Here is a 21,118-nt window from a genome sequence, read left to right on the forward strand (position 1 = left end):
TCGTCCACCATGTCGCACTTGTTCAGGAACACGATGATGTACGGCACACCGACCTGACGCGCCAGCAGGATGTGCTCACGCGTTTGCGGCATCGGGCCGTCTGCGGCCGAGCACACCAGGATCGCGCCGTCCATCTGCGCTGCGCCCGTGATCATGTTCTTCACATAGTCAGCGTGGCCCGGGCAGTCGACGTGCGCGTAGTGGCGGTTCGCCGTTTCGTACTCGACGTGCGCCGTGTTGATCGTGATGCCGCGCGCCTTTTCTTCCGGCGCTGCGTCGATCTGGTCGTACGCCTTCGCTTCGCCGCCGAACTTCGCGGTCAGCACCGTCGTGATCGCCGCCGTCAGCGTGGTCTTGCCGTGGTCAACGTGACCGATCGTGCCCACGTTCACGTGCGGCTTGGTCCGTTCGAATTTACCTTTAGCCATGTTTCTCTTCTTTCAAAAAAGTTGATCGGCGATGCCGAAAATTACTTCGCCTTCGCGTTGATGATCGCTTCCGACACGTTGCGCGGCGCTTCCGAGTAGTGCTTGAACTCCATCGTGTACGTCGCACGGCCTTGCGTCAGCGAACGCAGCGACGTCGAGTAACCGAACATTTCCGACAACGGAACTTCCGCGCGGACGATCTTGCCGCCGCCGATCATGTCTTCCATGCCCTGCACGATACCGCGACGGCCCGACAGGTCGCCCATCACGTTACCCATGTAGTCTTCCGGCGTTTCCACTTCAACGGCCATCATCGGCTCGAGAATCACCGGGCTTGCCTTGCGCATCGCTTCCTTGAACGCCATCGAACCGGCCATGCGGAACGCATTTTCGTTCGAGTCAACGTCGTGGTACGAACCGAAGGTCAGGTGAACCTTCACGTCGACCACCGGGAAGCCTGCCAGCACGCCAGCCTTCAGGGTTTCCGTGATGCCCTTGTCGACCGCCGGGATGTATTCACGCGGAATCACACCACCCTTGATCTCGTCGAGGAACTCGTAGCCCTTGCCTTGCTCGTTCGGCTCCAGCGTGATGACCGCGTGACCGTACTGGCCGCGACCACCCGACTGCTTGACGAACTTGCCTTCGACGTCCTTCGCCGTGCTGCGGATCGTTTCGCGATACGCAACCTGCGGCTTGCCGACGGTAGCTTCTACGCCGAATTCACGCTTCATCCGGTCAACCAGAATTTCGAGGTGGAGCTCGCCCATGCCCGAAATAATGGTCTGGCCCGACTCTTCGTCCGTTTGCACGCGGAACGACGGGTCTTCCTGAGCCAGACGGTTCAGCGCGATACCCATCTTTTCCTGGTCCGGCTTCGTCTTCGGCTCAACGGCCTGCGAAATCACCGGTTCCGGGAAGATCATGCGCTCGAGCACGATCGGGTTAGCCGGATCGCACAACGTGTCGCCTGTCGTTGCTTCCTTCAGGCCGACTGCTGCAGCGATATCGCCGGCGTGAACTTCCTTGATTTCTTCACGCTGGTTGGCGTGCATCTGCAGAATACGACCGAGACGTTCTTTCTTGTCTTTGGTCGAGTTCAGCACCGTGTCGCCGGATTTCACCACACCCGAATAGACACGGAAGAAGATCAGCTGGCCGACAAACGGGTCGGTCATGATCTTGAACGCGAGCGACGAGAACTTCTCGTCATCTGCCGCACGGCGTTCGGCCATTTCACCGTTTTCCAGCTCGCCCTTGACCGGCGGAATGTCGACCGGCGACGGCAGGAAATCGATCACGGCATCCAGCATACGCTGCACGCCCTTGTTCTTGAACGCGGTACCGCACAGCATCGGCTGGATTTCGCACGCGATCGTACGGTCGCGCAGTGCCTTGACGATCTCAGCTTCCGACAGCGTTTCGCCGCCGAGATACTTTTCCATCAGCTCTTCGCTGGCTTCGGCAGCCGACTCGATCATCTTCTCGCGCCACTCGTTGCACGTGTCGACGAGTTCAGCCGGGATGTCGATGTAGTCGAACTTCGTACCTTGCGACGCCTCGTCCCAAATGATCGCTTTCATCTTCAGCAGATCGACGACGCCCTTGAAGTTCTCTTCGGAGCCGATCGGCACCACGACCGGAACCGGGTTTGCCTTCAGGCGGTTCTTCAACTGGTCGTAGACCTTGAAGAAGTTCGCGCCGGTACGGTCCATCTTGTTGACGAACGCAAGACGCGGCACCTTGTACTTGTTAGCCTGGCGCCACACCGTTTCAGACTGCGGCTGCACGCCGCCGACCGCGCAATAAACCATGCACGCACCGTCGAGCACGCGCATCGAGCGCTCGACTTCAATCGTGAAGTCGACGTGACCCGGCGTATCGATGATGTTGATCCGGTGTTCCGGATAGTTACCGCCCATGCCCTTCCAGAAAGCGGTCGTGGCAGCGGACGTAATGGTGATGCCGCGTTCCTGCTCCTGCTCCATCCAGTCCATGGTGGCAGCGCCGTCGTGCACTTCGCCAATCTTGTGATTCACGCCGGTGTAGAACAGGATCCGCTCGGTCGTCGTCGTTTTGCCGGCGTCGATGTGAGCGCTGATACCGATGTTGCGGTAGCGCTCGATGGGTGTCTTGCGAGCCACTTTTATCCTCTATGGGAATGACGCAATGGGGATCAATTACCCATGCGCCCTAACACAAACGGGCGAGGCGCTGGTTAGCGCACCCGCCCGGAATTTCTTTCCGTTATTCAGACTGTCCGCCCGGGGGCGGGACGCTTTAGAAACGGAAATGCGAGAACGCCTTGTTGGCTTCCGCCATCCGGTGCACTTCGTCGCGCTTCTTCATCGCGCCTCCGCGACCTTCAGCGGCTTCCGACAGTTCACCGGCCAGACGCAACGCCATCGACTTTTCACTGCGCTTCTTCGCGGCCTCACGCAACCAGCGCATCGCCAATGCCATACGACGCGACGGACGCACTTCGACCGGAACCTGATAGTTCGCACCACCAACGCGACGGCTCTTCACTTCGACTACCGGCTTCACGTTGTTGAGCGCTACCGTGAACACTTCCAGCGGGTCCTTGCCACCCTTGGTCTGGATCTGTTCGAAAGCACCGTACACAATGCGCTCGGCAACCGACTTCTTGCCCGAGAGCATCAGCACGTTCATGAATTTTGCTACATCAACGTTACCGAATTTCGGATCCGGCAACACTTCCCGCTTGGGGACTTCGCGACGACGCGGCATGTTTCTTCCTTTACTTTTTCAGTTGGAGCGACGCTTCAAAACGCGTGCCCCGCGGCCACCAACTAACCCGATTCATCTTCGAAGACTTACCAGCCTGGTCGGGTGACCACTTACTCGACAGCACCGGCGATTCCGGCACCACCGCGATTAACGCCTTTGCAGGCAACCTGAAACTACTGACAAACCAACCGGCGAATTACTTGCCGGCCTTGGCGCGCTTGGCACCGTACTTCGAACGAGCTTGCTTACGATCCTTGACGCCCTGGGTATCCAGCGAGCCACGAACCATGTGATAGCGCACACCCGGCAAGTCTTTCACACGACCGCCGCGGATCAGCACGACCGAGTGTTCCTGCAAGTTGTGGCCTTCACCGCCGATGTACGAAATGACTTCGAAACCGTTGGTGAGACGCACTTTGGCAACTTTACGAAGAGCCGAGTTCGGCTTCTTCGGCGTCGTGGTGTACACACGGGTGCACACGCCGCGACGCTGGGGGCAGTCCTGCAAGGCCGGGCTTTTGCTTTTCGTCGTTTCCGACGTGCGGCCCTTGCGAACCAGTTGATTGATGGTTGGCATTGTTTATTCCTGAAATTGAACAAAATCGACGCATTCGTTTCCGGGCAAAGCGAAAACGACTGCCGATCGAACTCCGGCGACGTTGACCGACCTACGCGAACTCAACAAACTGAGCGCGCACGCAGGCATGGGACGAACCGGAACCTAGCATCATATTCTGAAAATACCAAATGAGTCAACAAGTTGCGGCTTGTCGCGCCTGCCGATGCAACTTGCCGCGTCAGTCGGCTGCGACGACCTCCAGCAGTTCGTCGCCAAAGCGGTCGAGCTTGCGCGTGCCCATGCCGGGAATATGGCGCAGGTCGTCCAGTGAAGCGGGGCCGCTGCGCGCAATTTCGGCAAGCGTCGCATCGTGGAAGATCACGTATGCCGGCACGCCGTCGCTCTTCGCCGTCTCGGAGCGCCATGCGCGTAGCCGCTCCCAGCGCGCGCGTTCGCGCGCGTTCATACCCACCGTAGGGTCGGCGCGCTCGCTGGTGCGCCCAGATGTCTGACGCGTGCGGGTCGGCTTCACATAGCGACGCATCGTCACCTTTTGCTCGCCTTTTAGCACCGCTTTACTGGCCTCGGTAAGGACCAGCGAGCCGAAGCCATCGTGATCCACCGTCAGATAGCCGAATGCGACGAGTTGCCGGAATGCCGCGCGCCATTCGTGTTCTGACAACGCCGCACCGATTCCAAAGGTGCTCAGCTGATCGTGCCCGCGCTGCAAAATCTTCTCGGTGCGATTGCCGCGCAGGATGTCGATCAGATGCCCTGCGCCGAAATTGAAGCCGCTCGCGCGTTGGGCACGAAACACGCACGACAGCGCCATTTGCGATTCGCGCGTCGCATCCCATTGATCGGGCGGTTCAAGGCAAGTGTCGCAGTTGCCGCACGGCGAACTCGTCTCGCCAAAGTAGGCCAAGAGGCGCACGCGCCGGCACGTGGCCGCCTCGCACAGGCCCAGCAACGCGTCGAGCTTGCTGGTTTGAACGCGCTTGTGCGCATCGTCGGCCTCGGACTCATCGATCATCTTGCGCTGCTGCACGACATCGCCGAGACCATAGGCCATCCACGCGTTCGCGGGCAGGCCGTCGCGACCTGCGCGGCCCGTTTCCTGGTAATAGCCTTCGACGCTCTTGGGCAAATCCAGGTGCGCGACGAAACGCACGTCCGGCTTGTCGATGCCCATGCCGAACGCGATCGTCGCGCACATCACCACGCCCTCTTCGCGCTGGAATGCTTCCTGATGCTTCTGCCGAATCTCAAACTCCATGCCCGCGTGATACGGCAATGCGCGAATGCCCTGCGCCTTCAGCCATTCCGCGGTTTCCTCGACCTTGCGACGCGACAGGCAATAAACCACGCCCGCATCGCTGGTTCCGTCGGGCCGCAAGTGTTCCGCGCGAATGAAATCGAGCAGCTGTGCGCGCGCGTTGTCTTTTTCGACGATCCGATAGCGGATATTCGGGCGATCGAAGCTCGAAATGAAGACTCGCGCATCATCGAGCGCGAGGCGATGAATGATTTCCTCGCGTGTCACCGCGTCAGCGGTGGCCGTCAGCGCGATGCGCGGCACCGAAGGAAAACGCTCGTGCAGCACCGACAGCTGGATATACTCCGGCCGGAAGTCGTGCCCCCATTGCGATACGCAGTGCGCTTCGTCGATGGCAAACAGGCCGATGCGCGTGCGCTCGAGCAGTTCGAGAAAACGCGGCGTCATCAAGCGCTCGGGCGCGACGTATAGCAGGTCGATCTCGCCACTGCGCAACGCGCGTTCGGTCGCGGCAGCTTCCGCGCCCGATAGAGTCGAGTTCAGATACGCGGCGCGCACGCCCACCTCGGTGAGGGCCGCGACCTGGTCCTGCATCAGCGCGATCAGCGGAGAAACGACGATTCCCGCGCCCAGCTCCTTCTCTTTGCGCACGAGCGCAGGGATCTGATAGCACAGCGACTTGCCGCCACCGGTCGGCATCAACACCAGACAGTCACCGCCGCCGGCAACGTGCTCGACTATTTCGCCTTGCTGCCCTCTGAACGCGGGGTAGCCAAAGACATCGTTAAGAATTTCGAGCGGACGGGACATGTACGAGTGTGAGTGACAAGAGTATGAAACAGCAAGCGGACCACGGAGACACGAATTTTACCAACGCATTTGCGCCGTGCCCGCCTTTGAGCACAACGTTCGCCATTCGGCCAGGTGTAAGCGCAGGTTGAGGCGCGATACACTCATCATCGGTTTCAGTTCTGGGTGGAGATTGGATGCACAACGTGCAGAACGCAATGACAAACTTTCCGCAGGTCTATCTGGCCGGCTTCGATGTGTTTCGTGCCGATGCCGCCGCGCATGGCGAACATCTGAAGGCGCTGTGTGCCGAGCGCGGCCTGGCCGGCCTCTATCCGAGCGACGGTGCCGCGCCGGCGGGCCTGTCCGCACAACAGACCGCTCAATGGATCTGCAACAAGAACCTCGACTCGATTCGCGCGGCCGACGTGGTAATGGCCAACCTGAACGATTTCCGCGGTGACGGCGAGCCTGATGCCGGCACCGCGTTCGAGGTAGGGTTTGCGGTCGCATTGGGCAAGCCGGTTTGGGGTTATCGAGCGGATAAACTGCCGCTGGTCGTGCGGGCGGCTGTGGGTATGAAGGACGACGCGGCAGTTTGCGCGCGCGGCTTTGTCGTCGAAGACTTTGGTCTGCCGGTGAACCTGATGCTGGCCTGCACAGTGCAGTTGGTGGTCGGCGATGCGGCAACCTGCCTCGATGCGATCAGGAATGCGTTGGCCAAACCGCGATAGCGCGCGTCGAGGCAAGGTTCGACTCTGTTGCGCGGCGCGCGTTTCATTCGAGCCGCGCGCGGATGTGCAGGCCGGCCTCGGCGATCCGCGAATCCGCGGTGAGCTTTCGGGAAGGCTTCACACCTTCCCAGCGTTCCGCTCAACGACTTCGATCACAGGACGCTTGCCGTTAATCGTCAAACTGGCAAATGCCTGTCGTGCGCGCTCGATCTGATACTCGCCAATGCCAACACCGGCGGGATCCTTCAATTCATTCGCTCTCCGGTACACGGGCACATTGACGGTCACGACGACTTTTCCCGGTTTGATCTCCACGTTTTCGATCGCTTCGCACCCGCCAAAATGGCAAACAGATTCGCCATTCAGGCGATATCCGATTTCTCGCAGGCTGCCGCGTTCCGCCTGAGAAAGATCTCGTGCAGCGGGGCTTCTCAACACGCTGTCGGTGGTGGCCCGTACCAGTAACCGGCGTGCGGCCGTGGCATTTAACCCGTAGACAGCATTCGCCATGAATTGCATCGCTACGTCGAAAAGAATCGACGAGTCGATATCGAGCGATTTGCTAGCCGCTGCTGCACCTCGAAGGTTGCGCAGTATGGCCGGTACTTCGGAGGTGTCGTTTCCATCCAGCTTGCTCAATTCCGATAACGCACGGCCTATCGGCCCTCGATCGCCGAGCTTCCAATAGATCGCTCGAAATACGGCTGACCGCTGCAGCGGGCTTAAACGGTCCACTGCCATATCAAGGTTGTCCGCGAGGCGAATCACAGCAAACGGATTCTCGGTTAACTCCTGCTCGGTGTAGCGCAGCCCTACTTTCACCTCGTTGTTTCTATCCAGCGACGCGGGCCGACCAGCGTAGTCGCACTTATTCTCGTCGGCCGTTACCTTTACCGGGTGATCGAACGACCGGGCCTTCAGGATATCGTTAGCCTGCTTTTCGATCTCCTTCGCGTGCGTACCGCGAATGTCTATTTCCAGTACCCGATGAGGGCGGAGCGATGAAATTGAATAGTGGTCTAACAGACGCTTCAGAGAATCCGCATCTGAGGTCAATATCGCTCCTCGATCAGTCTTCACATTGATCGGATAGTGCTCTACATCGACATCGGCGGAGTGAAGCTGAATTGCCTTTCTCATGTCGGTCAGCGCCTCATCAACCCGACCGTTCTCACGCCGTATCACAGTGCCCAGTTGATCACGTATGTCGTCGAACCGCGACGCACTCGACAGTCCGTGCGTCGACTTCGGTCGACTATTGAGGTCTGGATATCCAATATCGTGCCAATGCGCTAACGTCTGAAACAGGAAGCGCGCGAGCTCGCTGGAGATATTGTATTTTTTCGCCGCAGCTTCTTCGATTTCCGGGTATGCGTCGACAATCTTGCGGATGTACCCGGCTACCCGATTCGAGTGATCGAATCCATGTGACACGTACTGCTGCGGGCTACCTTGATGTTGAGCCAATGCAGGCTTGGCGAGCTGACCAACGATATTCCTGATTGTCTCAATGGCATGTTGATCTGCGAGTTGTCCGCTGTCTCTCAGATAACCCACATAGGGCTCGACAACATGGTGAGCGATCAACCTGGGTTTAGTGGCCGAAATACCCCGCGCACTCTCAGGAAAAGTTTGCATATTTTCCGACCCAACCTGCTTTCGAAGCTCAACCGTCAGATCGGTTCTGCGAAGCGCCGCCAGATTGGCGGAAGCGGGACGCGCGAGATTGTCGTCCGTCGATAATGGCCTGAAAATCTCGCCATCGGGCAAGTGACCCAACGATGCACTACGACTTTCGAAATGGAACATAGCCAGCACTCCACGGACTGAAACCTTTCGCTGCAGTGTGCAGCCCGAGTCAGTCCCGCAGGTAATACGAAGCGTGGCGAAGCGCCGCGCGACAACCCGCCGCGCCAATAAAAAAAGCCGCTCAGTCGAAACTGAGCGGCTTTTTTGCCAACTACTGAAGCTCCGGCAAAGAGCGGCTTACGCCGCCCTCCGTACCATCGCTTACTCGTTGGTGTGCGGCGCTTGCTGCGGCTCGACAGCCGGCGTTTCCGGCGTGCCGAACTCGAACGCTTCTTCTGCCGCGATCTGGTCGAAACGCTCGCGATCCGACGACTCCTTGGACTTGCGCGCCTTGTGGAACGCGAGACCCGTACCTGCCGGAATCAGACGGCCGACGATCACGTTTTCCTTCAAACCACGCAGATCGTCGCGCTTGCCCATGATCGCCGCTTCGGTCAGCACGCGCGTCGTTTCCTGGAACGACGCCGCCGAGATGAACGAATCGGTCGACAACGAGGCCTTCGTGATACCCAGCAGCACGTTCTCGTAGGTTGCCGGACGCTTGTCTTCCGCGGTCATACGGTCGTTCTCGTCGAGCATGTCCGACCGCTCGACCTGTTCGCCCGGGATGAAACGCGTATCGCCGTTGTCCGTAATCTGCACACGACGCAGCATCTGACGCACGATCACTTCAATGTGCTTGTCGTTGATCTTCACGCCCTGCAGACGGTACACGTCCTGCACTTCGTCCACGATGTAACGCGACAGCGCTTCGATACCCTGCAGACGCAGGATGTCGTGCGGATCCGCCGGCCCGTCGACGATCATTTCGCCCTTGTTGACGACCTGAGCATCGTGCACCAGAACCTGCTTTTCCTTCGCGATCAGGAACTCGTGCTGGTTGCCCTCGAGGTCCGTGATAACGAGACGCTGCTTGCCCTTCGTGTCCTTACCGAACGACGTCGTGCCGGTAACTTCCGCCAGGATACCTGCATCCTTCGGCGAACGTGCTTCGAACAGCTCGGCCACGCGCGGCAGACCACCGGTAATGTCACGCGTCTTCTGCGATTCGGTCGGGATACGTGCAAGCACTTCACCCACCTGAACCTGCTGACCGTCCTTCACGGTAATCAGCGCGCCAACCTGGAAGCCGATCTGCACCGAGTGCTCGGTGCCCGGGATCTTCACTTCCTCGCCGCTCGCGTCGAGCAGTTTGACCTGCGGACGCACGCTCTTCGATGCTTGCGAACCGCGGCGCTTCACGTCGATCACGACCAGCGTCGAAAGACCGGTCACGTCGTCGATCTGCTTGGCGACCGTCACGCCTTCCTCGACGTTTTCGAACTTCACCGTACCGCCGTACTCGGTGATGATCGGACGCGTCAGCGGATCCCACGTGGCCAGTTGCGTACCGGCCTTGATCTGCGCGCCGTCGAGCTGCAACAGCGTGGCGCCGTACGGCACCTTGTGACGTTCGCGCTCGCGACCGTGATCGTCGGTGATCATCGCTTCGCCCGAACGCGAGATGACGATCTGCTCGCCCTTCGCGTTGGTGACGTAACGCATCGTCGCGGTGAAGCGAACGGTACCGTTCGACTTCGCCTCGACCGACGACGCCACTGCCGCACGCGATGCCGCACCACCGATGTGGAACGTACGCATCGTCAGCTGCGTGCCCGGCTCACCGATCGACTGTGCTGCGATCACGCCGACTGCTTCGCCGACGTTCACGCGCGAACCGCGGCCCAGGTCGCGGCCGTAGCACGACGCACACAGACCGTAACGCGTTTCGCAGGTCAGCGGCGTGCGCACGCGCACTTCGTCGATACCCAGACGCTCGATTTCTTCGACTGCCGTTTCGTCGAGCAAGGTGCCGACTTCGTACAGCGTTTCCTGCGTCTCCGGATTGACGACGTCCGCCACCGCAACGCGGCCGAGAATCCGGTCGCGCAGCGCTTCGACGACTTCACCGCCTTCGACCAACGCCTTCATGGCGACGCCGTTCGAGGTACCGCAATCCTCTTCGACCACCACCAGATCCTGCGTCACGTCGACGAGACGCCGCGTCAGGTAGCCCGAGTTCGCCGTCTTCAGTGCCGTATCAGCCAGACCCTTACGTGCACCGTGGGTCGAGATGAAGTACTGCAACACGTTCAGGCCTTCGCGGAAGTTCGCCGTAATCGGCGTCTCGATGATCGAGCCGTCCGGCTTCGCCATCAGGCCGCGCATACCGGCCAGCTGACGAATCTGCACCGCGGAACCGCGCGCGCCCGAGTCGGCCATCATGTAGATCGAGTTGAACGATTCCTGGCGCGTTTCGTTGCCGTCGCGGTCCGTTACCGGCTCCGTCGACAGCTGCTCCATCATCGCCTTGCCGACCGCTTCCGACGTTGCCGACCAGATGTCGACCACGTTGTTGTAGCGCTCTTGCGCGGTAACCAGACCCGACATGTACTGACGGTCGTATTCCTTCACCTTGCGCGCAGCGTCGCCGACGATGGTTTCTTTCTGCGGCGGCACGAGCATGTCGTCCACGCAGATCGAAATACCGGCGCGCGTAGCGAGGCGGAAACCCGATTGCATCAGCTGGTCGGCGAAGATCACCGTTTCGCGCAGACCGCACTTGCGGAACGCGGTGTTGATCAGACGCGAAATTTCCTTCTTCTTCAGCGGCTTGTTCAGCACCGTGAACGGCAGACCCGGCGGCAGGATTTCCGACAGGATCGAACGGCCGACGGTGGTCGCGAACAGCGAGATCTTCGGCACGAACTTCGGTGCGCCTTCGGACTTGTCTTCGTTGTGGACCATTTCGGTGATCCGCACGTTGACCCGCGACGCGAGCTCGACTTCCTTGTTCTCGTACGCACGCAGCGCTTCCGACACGCCGGTGAAGGTCATCCCTTCGCCCTTGCCGTTGATCGCTTCGCGCGTCGCGTAGTACAGGCCGAGCACGATATCCTGCGACGGCACGATCGACGGATCGCCGTTAGCCGGGAACAGCACGTTGTTCGACGCCAGCATCAGCGTGCGCGCTTCCATCTGCGCTTCAAGCGACAGCGGAACGTGAACAGCCATCTGGTCGCCGTCGAAGTCGGCGTTGAACGCCGCACAAACCAGCGGGTGCAGCTGGATTGCCTTACCTTCGATCAGCACCGGCTCGAACGCCTGAATGCCAAGACGGTGCAGCGTCGGTGCGCGGTTCAGCATCACCGGATGTTCGCGGATCACCTCTTCGAGGATGTCCCACACCACCGCCGTCTGGTTCTCGACTTCCTTCTTCGCAGCCTTGATGGTCGTCGCGACGCCCATCACTTCAAGCTTGTTGAAGATGAACGGCTTGAACAGCTCGAGCGCCATCAGCTTCGGCAGACCGCACTGGTGCAGCTTCAGCGTCGGACCCACCACGATCACCGAACGGCCCGAGTAGTCGACGCGCTTACCGAGCAAGTTCTGACGGAAACGACCGCCCTTACCCTTGATCATGTCGGCGAGCGACTTCAGCGGACGCTTGTTCGCGCCGGTCATCGCCTTACCGCGACGGCCGTTGTCGAGCAGCGAGTCGACAGCTTCCTGCAGCATCCGCTTTTCGTTGCGGACGATGATTTCAGGCGCCTTCAGCTCGAGCAGACGCTTCAACCGGTTGTTACGGTTGATCACGCGGCGATACAGGTCGTTCAGGTCCGACGTCGCGAAGCGGCCGCCATCCAGCGGCACCAGCGGACGCAGTTCCGGCGGCAGCACCGGCAGCACTTCGAGAATCATCCACTCGGGCTTGATGCCCGAACGCTGGAATGCCTCGAGCACTTTCAGGCGCTTCGCGTACTTCTTGATCTTCGCTTCCGAACCGGTGTTCTTCAGTTCGGTGCGCAGCATCTCGACCTGCTCGTCGATGTTGATCGCACGCAGCAGTTCGCGCACGCCTTCCGCGCCCATTTCGGCACGGAATTCGTCACCGTACTCTTCGACCTTGTTGTAGTAATCCTCTTCGGTCATGATCTGCCGCGCTTTCAGCGGCGTCATGCCCGGATCGATCACGACGTATGCTTCGAAGTACAGCACGCGTTCGATGTCGCGCAGCGTCATGTCGAGCACCATGCCCAGACGCGACGGCAGCGACTTCAAAAACCAGATGTGCGCAACCGGCGAGGCCAGTTCGATGTGGCCCATCCGTTCGCGACGCACCTTGGCGAGCGTCACTTCGACGCCGCACTTTTCGCAGATCACGCCGCGATGCTTCAGGCGCTTGTACTTGCCGCACAGGCATTCGTAATCTTTGATCGGCCCGAAGATCTTCGCGCAGAACAGACCATCCCGCTCCGGCTTGAAGGTACGGTAGTTGATGGTCTCCGGCTTCTTCACTTCACCGAACGACCACGAACGGATCTTGTCCGGCGACGCCAGACCGATCTTGATTGCGTCAAAAACTTCTTCTTGTTGGACTTGCTTGAATAGATCGAGCAGAGCTTTCATTGCTTTCTCTCCGTAGTCCGATTAGTTGCGGTCGAGATCGATGTCGATACCGAGCGAGCGGATTTCCTTCACCAGCACGTTGAAGGATTCCGGCATGCCGGCGTCGATCACGTGATCGCCCTTGACCAGGTTCTCGTACACCTTGGTCCGGCCTGTCACGTCATCCGACTTGACCGTCAGCATTTCCTGCAACACGTACGATGCACCGTACGCTTCAAGCGCCCACACTTCCATTTCACCGAAACGCTGGCCGCCGAACTGCGCCTTACCACCCAGCGGCTGCTGCGTGACAAGCGAGTACGGACCGGTCGAACGCGCGTGCATCTTGTCGTCGACCAGGTGGTGCAGCTTCAGGTAGTGCATGTAGCCCACCGTCACCGTACGCTCGAAACCTTCACCCGTGCGGCCGTCGTACAGACGCACCTGGTTCTTCGACTTCGTCATGCCGAGCTGTGCTGCGATGTCGTCCGGGAAGGCCAGATCGAGCATCTTCGACATTTCGTCTTCGGTCGCACCGTCGAACACCGGCGTCGCGAACGGCACGCCTTCGCGCAGGTTCTTCGCCAGTTCGACGATTTCGTCGTCCGTGAACGAGTCGATCTCTTCCGGGCGGCCCGACTCGTTGTAGATCTTGGTCAGGAACACACGCAGTTCTTCGATCTTCGCCTGACGCTGCAGCATTTCGCCGATCCGCCAGCCGAGACCCTTCGCGGCCCAGCCCAGATGCACTTCGAGCACCTGACCCACGTTCATCCGCGACGGCACGCCGAGCGGATTCAGCACGACGTCAGCCGGACGGCCATCGGCCATGTACGGCATGTCTTCGACCGGAACGATCTTCGACACCACGCCCTTGTTACCGTGACGACCTGCCATCTTGTCGCCAGGCTGCAGGCGGCGCTTCACGGCGAGGTACACCTTGACCATCTTCAGCACGCCCGGCGGCAGTTCGTCGCCTTGCGTGAGCTTCTTGCGCTTTTCTTCGAACGCGAGATCGAATTGGTGACGCTTCTGTTCGATCGAGTCCTTGATCGCTTCGAGCTGTGCCGCTGCTTCTTCGTCCGCGAGGCGGATGTCGAACCAGTGGTAGTGGTCGAGATCGGACAGGTAAGCCTGGTCGATCTTCGTACCCTTCACGAGCTTCTTCGGACCGCCGTTTGCGACCTTGCCATCGAGCATACGGGCCAGACGCTGGAACGCGTCGCCTTCCACGATACGCAGCTGGTCGTTCAGGTCGAGGCGATAGCGCTTCAGTTCGTCGTCGATGATCTGCTGTGCACGCTTGTCGCGCTGGATGCCTTCGCGCGTGAACACCTGCACGTCGATCACCGTGCCGCTCATGCCCGACGGCACGCGCAGCGACGTGTCCTTCACGTCCGACGCCTTTTCACCGAAGATCGCGCGCAGCAGCTTTTCTTCCGGCGTCAGCTGGGTTTCGCCCTTCGGCGTGACCTTGCCGACCAGCACGTCGCCGGCTTCCACTTCCGCGCCGATGTACACGATGCCCGACTCGTCGAGACGGCCAAGTTGCACTTCCGCGAGGTTCGAAATGTCGCGCGTGATTTCTTCCGGTCCGAGCTTCGTGTCGCGAGCGACCACGTTCAGCTCTTCGATGTGGATCGACGTGTAGCGATCGTCGGCCACGACTTTTTCCGAGATCAGGATCGAGTCTTCGAAGTTGTAGCCGTTCCACGGCATGAACGCGACCAGCATGTTCTGGCCAAGCGCCAGTTCGCCGAGGTCGGTCGATGCGCCGTCAGCCAGCACGTCGCCACGCGACACGATGTCGCCGACCTTCACGATCGGGCGCTGGTTGATGTTCGTGTTCTGGTTCGAACGCGTGTACTTGATCAGGTTGTAGATGTCCACGCCGACGTCGCCCGCTGCGGCTTCATCGTCGTTCACGCGGATCACCATGCGGCCGGCGTCGACGTAATCGACCACGCCACCGCGGAATGCCTGAACCGTCGTACCCGAGTCGACCGCCACCGTGCGCTCGATACCCGTACCGACCACGGCCTTTTCAGGACGCAGACACGGCACTGCCTGACGCTGCATGTTCGAGCCCATCAACGCGCGGTTCGCGTCGTCGTGCTCGAGGAACGGAATCAGCGAAGCGGCCACCGACACGATCTGCGACGGCGCCACGTCCATGTACTGGATGCGGTCCGGCGTGACCATCAGCGTTTCGCCCGCTTCACGCGACGACACCAGTTCGTCGGTCAGCGTGCCGTCGTCGGCCACCGCCGCGTTCGCCTGAGCGATCACGTAACGGCCTTCTTCGATCGCCGACAGATAGTCGATCTGGTCGGTCACCTTGCTGTCCGTCACCTTGCGATACGGCGTTTCGAGGAAGCCGTATTCGTTCAGGTGCGCGTACAGTGCCAGCGAGTTGATCAGGCCGATGTTCGGACCTTCCGGCGTTTCGATCGGGCACACGCGGCCGTAGTGGGTCGGGTGCACGTCGCGCACTTCAAAGCCAGCGCGCTCACGCGTCAGACCGCCCGGGCCAAGTGCCGAAACACGGCGCTTGTGGGTGATTTCCGACAGCGGGTTGGTCTGGTCCATGAACTGCGACAGCTGCGACGAACCGAAGAACTCGCGAATCGCCGACGAAATCGGCTTCGAGTTGATCAGGTCGTGCGGCATCAGGTTTTCGCTTTCTGCCTGACCCAAACGCTCCTTCACCGCACGTTCGACACGCACGAGACCGGCACGGAACTGGTTTTCCGCCAGTTCGCCGACGCAACGCACACGACGATTGCCCAAGTGGTCGATGTCGTCCACTTCGCCCTTGCCGTTGCGCAGCTCGACCAGGATCTTGATCGTCGCGAGGATGTCGTCGTCCTGCAGCGTCATCGGTCCGATGATTTCATCGCGGCCGACACGGCGGTTGAACTTCATACGGCCGACCTTCGACAGGTCGTACGCGTCTTCGCTGTAGAACAGACGGTTGAACAGCGCTTCCACTGCTTCTTCGGTCGGCGGTTCGCCCGGACGCATCATCCGGTAGATCGCGATACGCGCAGCCATGCGGTCTGCGGTTTCGTCGATGCGCAGCGTCGACGAGATGTACGGACCTTGATCCAGATCGTTCGTGTAGAGCGTCTGGATGTCCTTGATCTTCGCCTCGCGCAGCTTCTCGAGCACCGTTTCCGTGATTTCGTCGTTCGCGTTCGCGATCACTTCGCCGGTGTCGCCGTCGATCACGTTCTTCGCGAGCACGCGGCCGAGCAGATAGTCTTCCGGAACCGAAATGAACTTGGTCTTCGCGTTGTCGAGGTCGCGGATGTGCTTCGCGTTGATCCGCTTGTCCTTCGTGACGATCACGTTGCCTTCGCGGTCCGTGATGTCGAAGCGCGCGACTTCACCGCGCAGACGCTCCGGCACGAACTCCATCTGCGCGCCTTCCGGCATCAACGCAAAGTTGTCGAACACGAAGAAGTTAGCGAGGATCTGTTCCGGCGTCAGGCCGATCGCCTTCAGCAGGATCGTGACCGGCATCTTGCGGCGACGGTCGACGCGGAAGTACAGCACGTCCTTCGGATCGAATTCGAAGTCGAGCCACGAGCCGCGGTACGGGATGATCCGTGCCGAGAACAGCAGCTTGCCCGAGCTGTGCGTCTTGCCCTTGTCGTGTTCGAAGAACACGCCCGGCGAGCGGTGCAGCTGCGAAACGATCACGCGTTCCGTGCCGTTGATTACGAACGAGCCAGTCGGCGTCATGAGCGGAATTTCGCCCATGTACACTTCCTGCTCTTTGACTTCCTTGACGACAGGCTTGCTCGGCGATTCTTTATCGAGCAGCACGAGGCGCACCTTCGCGCGCAGTGCCGAGCAATAGGTCAAGCCGCGCTGCTGACATTCCTTGATGTTGAATGCCGGCGGCGACAGCATGTAGCTGACGAACTCTAGACGAGCAAAGCCGTTGTGAGAAACAATGGGGAACACCGACGTGAACGCTGCCTGCAGACCCTCAGACTTGCGTTGCGTGGTCGACGTTTCGGCTTGCAGAAACGTGCTGAATGATTCAAGCTGGGTTGCCAGCAGGAAAGGTACTTGGTGAACGATGGGGCGTTTCGCGAAACTCTTGCGAATACGCTTCTTCTCGGTGAAGGAATATTGCATACGATCTCCGAATCACGGCGGGCATTGTTGTCGAGGCGGGATACCTTGATGTGACAACCCGAGTGTTCACCGACTGAGACCCGTTGCTTGAACGAGCCGAGAAGCTTGGTGGTTGGCCGCTACCAACCGCTGGCTGACGGCAGCGGATGCCTGTGTTGCCCGCTGCCCGACCAAACTTGCCTTCTGCAGTCGCTTCAGAAGACAAAGAGAAGCGCCAATCGGTGTTGCTGCTTGCCATGCACGCATTGTTTGCGTTGCCCGCAGCTGTACAGAGTGACGATTTTCTTTGGCATCTTGGGATCATTGCGGCAAAAACTACCTCGCAAATCGACCTTCCCACAAAGCACAAAAAGGCTGGCGGTGGAAAAACCGCCAGCCTCCGCAGAGCGCGCCGAAAGTTACTTGATTTCAGCCTTCGCGCCCGCTTCTTCCAGCTTCTTCTTGGCTTCTTCAGCAGCAGCCTTAGGCACCGCTTCCTTGACAGGCTTCGGTGCACCGTCGACCAGGTCCTTCGCTTCCTTCAGGCCAAGACCCGTCAGTTCACGAACTGCCTTAATCACAGAAACCTTGTTCGCGCCGACTTCCGTCAGGTTGACCGTGAACTCGGTTTGCTCTTCAACTGCAGCGGCAGCGCCGCCGCCTGCCGGGCCTGCCACTGCAACTGCAGCTGCCGACACGCCAAACTTTTCTTCGAACGCCTTGACCAGTTCGTTCAGTTCCAGAACCGACATCGAGCCTACGGCTTCGAGGATGTCTTCTTTTGCGATTGCCATTTGAAATACTCCTAGATTGAATTCGGATACAGCCAGCGATCCTTAACCTTACTGTCGCTATGCCCGGCTGAAGTTCGTGGTGCGAGTTGCCTTGAGTCCTTGTGGGACCTTAAGCAGCTTCGCCCTGCTCTTCACCTTGCTTCTTCTCAGCCAGCGCGGCCAGAGCACGCGCAAAGCCAGAAACAGGCGCTTGCATAACGAACAACAGCTTGGAGAGCAGCTCCTCGCGGCTCGGGATGTTGGCCAGCGCTTGCACGCCCGCCTTGTCCATCACCTTGCCTTCGTAGGAACCGGCCTTGATGACCAACTTGTCATTGCTCTTGCTAAAATCATTGACGACTTTAGCAGCGGCAATTGCATCTTCGGAGATGCCGTAGATCAGGGGGCCAGTCATCTGCTCTGCCAGCGGAGCAAACGGGGTACCTTCGACAGCGCGACGCGCCAGCGTGTTCTTCAACACGCGGAGATACACCTGCTGCTCGCGCGCTTTCGCGCGCAGCTTGGTCAGATCGCCAACCGCGATTCCACGATACTCGGCCAGAACGATCGTCTGAGCTTTCCCGACTTGCGCGGAAACCTCAGCTACGACGGCCTGCTTATCTTCTTTGTTCAGTGGCACGGTTAACTCCAGATTCGATGCATTCGGCTTGCGCTTCGTACATCGCGTTCAACAACGGCGTCCGACCAGTGAGGAGTATTTCAACCATCCGGCGCCCGCATCGCTGCGGATTTCAAACGGCTTCGCTACTTCAAACTATTCCCGGGTTCGCCATCTGCGTTGGCTCGCATTAAGGTCGCGCCTGATTGCTGCGCTTCCGCCAACGGTCTTTGACAACCGGCCGTGCGATGCGAACTGCTGCAACTCACGACCGCCCAAAGCCCTTAAGTCGCTTCGGCTAGTGCAGCGCCGAAGCGTTCAAAATATTACTGTGCTGCCAGCGACGCTTGATCGACACGCACGCCAACGCCCATCGTGCTCGACAAAGCGATCTTGCGCAGATACACGCCCTTGCTCGTTGCCGGCTTCGACTTCTGCAGCGCCTCGACGAGTGCGTTGAGGTTGCTGCGCAGCGCTTCGGCTTCGAACGAAGCACGGCCGATCGTGGCGTGGATGATACCGCCCTTGTCGACACGGAACTGCACTTGACCAGCCTTTGCATTCTTCACGGCGGTCGCGACGTCCGGCGTCACGGTACCGACCTTCGGGTTCGGCATCAGGCCGCGCGGGCCGAGAATCTGACCCAGCGTACCGACCACACGCATCGTGTCCGGCGAAGCGATGACCACGTCGAAATTCAGGTTACCGGCCTTCACTTGCTCAGCCAGATCTTCCATACCGACGATGTCAGCGCCCGCTGCACGTGCTTGTTCTGCCTTGTCACCTTGAGCGAACACGGCGACACGAACCGACTTACCGGTACCTGCCGGCAGCACGACCGAACCGCGGACCACTTGATCCGACTTCTTCGCGTCGATGCCGAGTTGCACAGCAACGTCGATCGACTCGTTGAACTTCGCGTTGGCGCATTCCTTCACCAGCGACAGAGCGTCGGCAATCGGGTACAACTTTTGGCTGTCGACCTTGCTGGCGAGAGCCTGCTGACGTTTCGTAAGCTTAGCCATTTACACGCCCTCCACGGTGATGCCCATCGAGCGGGCGCTACCAGCGATCGTGCGGACCGCTGCGTCCATATCGGCAGCCGTAAGATCCGGCATCTTCGTCTTGGCGATTTCCTCAGCCTGAGCGCGCGTGATCTTGCCAACCTTGTCCGTGTGCGGCTTCGGCGAACCCTTGTCGACCTTCGCTGCCTTCTTGATCAGCACGGTAGCCGGCGGCGTCTTGAGGACAAACGTGAAGCTCTTGTCTGCAAAAGCGGTGATGACGACCGGAGTAGGCAGACCCGGCTCCAGCGCTTGAGTCTGGGCGTTGAACGCCTTGCAGAACTCCATGATGTTCAGGCCGCGCTGACCCAGTGCCGGACCGACCGGCGGCGACGGATTGGCTTTACCTGCAGGAATCTGCAGCTTGATAAAGCCGACGATTTTCTTTGCCATGTCTGAAAACCTCGTTGGAACGCAAATGCGTTCAGTGAGTAGTAGCGCGCGTTCGCCAGACTTCAGCTACTGACGCTCCTCTTACGGCCATAACGCGGACCGTTGCGCGAAATGCGAATCGGCGCCCTCGGCGCCGCTCGCACAAATCCTTTACAGCTTCTCTACCTGACCGAATTCCAGTTCGACCGGCGTTGCTCGGCCGAAGATCGTAACGGAAACGCGGACACGTGATTTTTCGTAGTTCACTTCTTCGACGCTGCCGTTGAAGTCGGTGAACGGACCATCCTTGACACGGACCATCTCGCCGACTTCGAACAGGGTCTTCGGGCGCGGCTTTTCCACGCCTTCCTGCATCTGCGACATGATCTTTTCGACTTCGCGCGGCGAAATCGGGCTCGGACGATTACGCGCCCCGCCGACGAACCCCGTCACCTTTGCGGTGTTCTTCACGAGGTGCCACGTCTCATCGGTCATTTCCATTTCGACCAGGACGTAGCCCGGGAAGAAACGGCGTTCGGTCACCGATTTGTGGCCACCCTTGACCTCAACAACTTCTTCGGTCGGGACCAGAATCTGGCCGAACTGGTCCTGCATGCCAGCACGTTCGATGCGCTCCTGAAGCGCACGTTGCACGCTCTTCTCCATGCCGGAGTAGGCGTGCACGACGTACCAACGTTTTCCACTCGGGGATACCGGCGTATCGCTCATATCATTTCCAACCCAGAATCGCCGAGAAAATCGCCCATTCGATGGACTTGTCGCAAATCCAAAGAAACAGCGCCATGACTAACACAAATGCGAAGACCACCAACGTGGTTTGGCTTGCCTCTTTGCGAGTCGGCCACACCACCTTGCGAACTTCCTTATACGAGTCCTTGGCGAACGCGATAAAACCCTTGCCGGGCGCGGATAGAAGACCGACTGCGACGCCCGCGATCAACCCAACTGCCAAGGCCGCACCGCGAACGTACCACTCCTGGCCGTTGAGCCAGAAGAACCCCACGAACCCGGCCAAGACCAACAATACACCGACGGTCAGCATCAGCTTGTCGCCGGAAGTATTTACAGTTTCGACGGAAGGATTCGCCATAACACCTTAACGAGCGCCATTTCGACGCGAGAGTTGGCAGGGGCAGAGGGAATCGAACCCCCAACCTTCGGTTTTGGAGACCGACGCTCTGCCAGTTGAGCTATACCCCTAAACCATTTGGGGTTGACGACACCGCCAACCCCGAAACTACAGATCAACGAGAAATTTCTGGCTTTACTCGATGATCTTGGCAACGACACCGGCGCCGACGGTACGGCCACCTTCGCGGATTGCGAAGCGCAGACCTTCTTCCATCGCGATCGGAGCGATCAGCTTC

16 protein-coding genes and 1 tRNA gene are annotated in these 21,118 nt (G+C 59.6%); 1 reads left to right on the top strand and 16 read right to left on the bottom strand.

Annotated elements, in window-relative coordinates; genetic code table 11:
- From ACYVNQ_RS09135 to recQ, 5 genes are all read right to left on the bottom strand, one after another.
- On the bottom strand, positions 1-428 hold a 428-nt coding region (locus tag ACYVNQ_RS09135), incomplete at its 3' end, for a GTP-binding protein (RefSeq protein WP_460902180.1).
- A 41-nt stretch (positions 429-469) separates the two neighbouring features.
- Positions 470-2,572 (bottom strand): elongation factor G, encoded by a 2,103-nt coding sequence (gene fusA / locus ACYVNQ_RS09140; protein ID WP_460902181.1) that lies wholly within the window; start codon positions 2,570-2,572, stop codon positions 470-472.
- 136 nt (positions 2,573-2,708) lie between these two features.
- On the bottom strand, positions 2,709-3,179 hold the full coding sequence (gene rpsG / locus ACYVNQ_RS09145) for a 30S ribosomal protein S7 (RefSeq protein ID WP_006053291.1): 471 nt from the start codon (positions 3,177-3,179) through the stop codon (positions 2,709-2,711).
- Between the two features lie 196 nt (positions 3,180-3,375).
- On the bottom strand, positions 3,376-3,756 hold the full coding sequence (gene rpsL / locus ACYVNQ_RS09150) for a 30S ribosomal protein S12 (RefSeq protein WP_006053290.1): 381 nt from the start codon (positions 3,754-3,756) through the stop codon (positions 3,376-3,378).
- A gap of 220 nt (positions 3,757-3,976) precedes the next feature.
- A complete protein-coding gene (recQ, locus tag ACYVNQ_RS09155; RefSeq protein ID WP_460902182.1) occupies positions 3,977-5,824 on the bottom strand; it encodes a DNA helicase RecQ in 1,848 nt (615 codons plus the stop codon).
- A gap of 197 nt (positions 5,825-6,021) precedes the next feature.
- On the opposite strand from recQ, the gene ACYVNQ_RS09160 reads away from it, so the two are divergent.
- Positions 6,022-6,537, top strand: a complete 516-nt coding sequence (locus tag ACYVNQ_RS09160; RefSeq protein WP_460902183.1) for a nucleoside 2-deoxyribosyltransferase — start codon at positions 6,022-6,024, stop codon at positions 6,535-6,537.
- 117 nt (positions 6,538-6,654) lie between these two features.
- Here ACYVNQ_RS09160 and ACYVNQ_RS09165 read toward each other — a convergent pair whose 3' ends face one another.
- The 11 genes from ACYVNQ_RS09165 to ACYVNQ_RS09215 all read right to left on the bottom strand — a co-directional run.
- On the bottom strand, positions 6,655-8,346 hold the full coding sequence (locus ACYVNQ_RS09165) for a hypothetical protein (protein WP_460902184.1): 1,692 nt from the start codon (positions 8,344-8,346) through the stop codon (positions 6,655-6,657).
- Positions 8,347-8,547: 201 nt separating this feature from the next.
- Positions 8,548-12,795: a DNA-directed RNA polymerase subunit beta' gene (rpoC, locus tag ACYVNQ_RS09170; RefSeq protein WP_460902185.1), complete on the bottom strand. Its 4,248-nt coding sequence runs from the start codon at positions 12,793-12,795 to the stop codon at positions 8,548-8,550.
- A gap of 21 nt (positions 12,796-12,816) precedes the next feature.
- The gene (gene rpoB / locus ACYVNQ_RS09175) at positions 12,817-16,923 is read right to left on the bottom strand and encodes a DNA-directed RNA polymerase subunit beta (RefSeq protein WP_460902186.1); all 4,107 of its coding nucleotides are present in this window, start codon (positions 16,921-16,923) and stop codon (positions 12,817-12,819) included.
- A gap of 398 nt (positions 16,924-17,321) precedes the next feature.
- On the bottom strand, positions 17,322-17,696 hold the full coding sequence (gene rplL / locus ACYVNQ_RS09180; RefSeq protein WP_035935559.1) for a 50S ribosomal protein L7/L12: 375 nt from the start codon (positions 17,694-17,696) through the stop codon (positions 17,322-17,324).
- A 109-nt stretch (positions 17,697-17,805) separates the two neighbouring features.
- Positions 17,806-18,315 carry a 50S ribosomal protein L10 gene (gene rplJ / locus ACYVNQ_RS09185; protein ID WP_460902187.1) on the bottom strand — a complete coding sequence of 170 codons (510 nt, stop codon included), beginning with the start codon at positions 18,313-18,315 and terminating at the stop codon, positions 17,806-17,808.
- A gap of 305 nt (positions 18,316-18,620) precedes the next feature.
- On the bottom strand, positions 18,621-19,319 hold the full coding sequence (rplA, locus tag ACYVNQ_RS09190) for a 50S ribosomal protein L1 (RefSeq protein WP_460902188.1): 699 nt from the start codon (positions 19,317-19,319) through the stop codon (positions 18,621-18,623).
- Positions 19,320-19,751 carry a 50S ribosomal protein L11 gene (gene rplK, locus ACYVNQ_RS09195; RefSeq protein ID WP_460902189.1) on the bottom strand — a complete coding sequence of 144 codons (432 nt, stop codon included), beginning with the start codon at positions 19,749-19,751 and terminating at the stop codon, positions 19,320-19,322.
- A 150-nt stretch (positions 19,752-19,901) separates the two neighbouring features.
- Complete coding sequence (gene nusG / locus ACYVNQ_RS09200; RefSeq protein ID WP_460902190.1) at positions 19,902-20,459, bottom strand: transcription termination/antitermination protein NusG; 558 nt, start codon at positions 20,457-20,459, stop codon at positions 19,902-19,904.
- 1 nt (position 20,460) lies between these two features.
- On the bottom strand, positions 20,461-20,841 hold the full coding sequence (gene secE, locus ACYVNQ_RS09205) for a preprotein translocase subunit SecE (protein WP_460902191.1): 381 nt from the start codon (positions 20,839-20,841) through the stop codon (positions 20,461-20,463).
- 34 nt (positions 20,842-20,875) lie between these two features.
- Positions 20,876-20,951 (bottom strand) — tRNA-Trp (locus ACYVNQ_RS09210).
- A 64-nt stretch (positions 20,952-21,015) separates the two neighbouring features.
- A partial coding sequence (locus ACYVNQ_RS09215; protein ID WP_080363168.1) for an EF-Tu C-terminal domain-related protein occupies positions 21,016-21,118 on the bottom strand: 103 nt, incomplete at its 5' end.

The organism is Paraburkholderia jirisanensis (genome assembly GCF_054782355.1).

Coding starts and splice junctions, on each gene's coding strand:
- rpsG (WP_006053291.1), bottom strand. CDS start 3,179: ATGCCGCGTCGTCGCGAAGTCCCCAAGCGGGAAGTGTTGCCGGATCCG.
- rpsL (WP_006053290.1), bottom strand. CDS start 3,756: ATGCCAACCATCAATCAACTGGTTCGCAAGGGCCGCACGTCGGAAACG.
- recQ (WP_460902182.1), bottom strand. CDS start 5,824: ATGTCCCGTCCGCTCGAAATTCTTAACGATGTCTTTGGCTACCCCGCG.
- ACYVNQ_RS09160 (WP_460902183.1), top strand. CDS start 6,022: ATGACAAACTTTCCGCAGGTCTATCTGGCCGGCTTCGATGTGTTTCGT.
- ACYVNQ_RS09165 (WP_460902184.1), bottom strand. CDS start 8,346: ATGTTCCATTTCGAAAGTCGTAGTGCATCGTTGGGTCACTTGCCCGAT.
- rpoC (WP_460902185.1), bottom strand. CDS start 12,795: ATGAAAGCTCTGCTCGATCTATTCAAGCAAGTCCAACAAGAAGAAGTT.
- rpoB (WP_460902186.1), bottom strand. CDS start 16,923: ATGCAATATTCCTTCACCGAGAAGAAGCGTATTCGCAAGAGTTTCGCG.
- rplL (WP_035935559.1), bottom strand. CDS start 17,696: ATGGCAATCGCAAAAGAAGACATCCTCGAAGCCGTAGGCTCGATGTCG.
- rplA (WP_460902188.1), bottom strand. CDS start 19,319: ATGGCTAAGCTTACGAAACGTCAGCAGGCTCTCGCCAGCAAGGTCGAC.
- rplK (WP_460902189.1), bottom strand. CDS start 19,751: ATGGCAAAGAAAATCGTCGGCTTTATCAAGCTGCAGATTCCTGCAGGT.
- nusG (WP_460902190.1), bottom strand. CDS start 20,459: ATGAGCGATACGCCGGTATCCCCGAGTGGAAAACGTTGGTACGTCGTG.
- secE (WP_460902191.1), bottom strand. CDS start 20,841: ATGGCGAATCCTTCCGTCGAAACTGTAAATACTTCCGGCGACAAGCTG.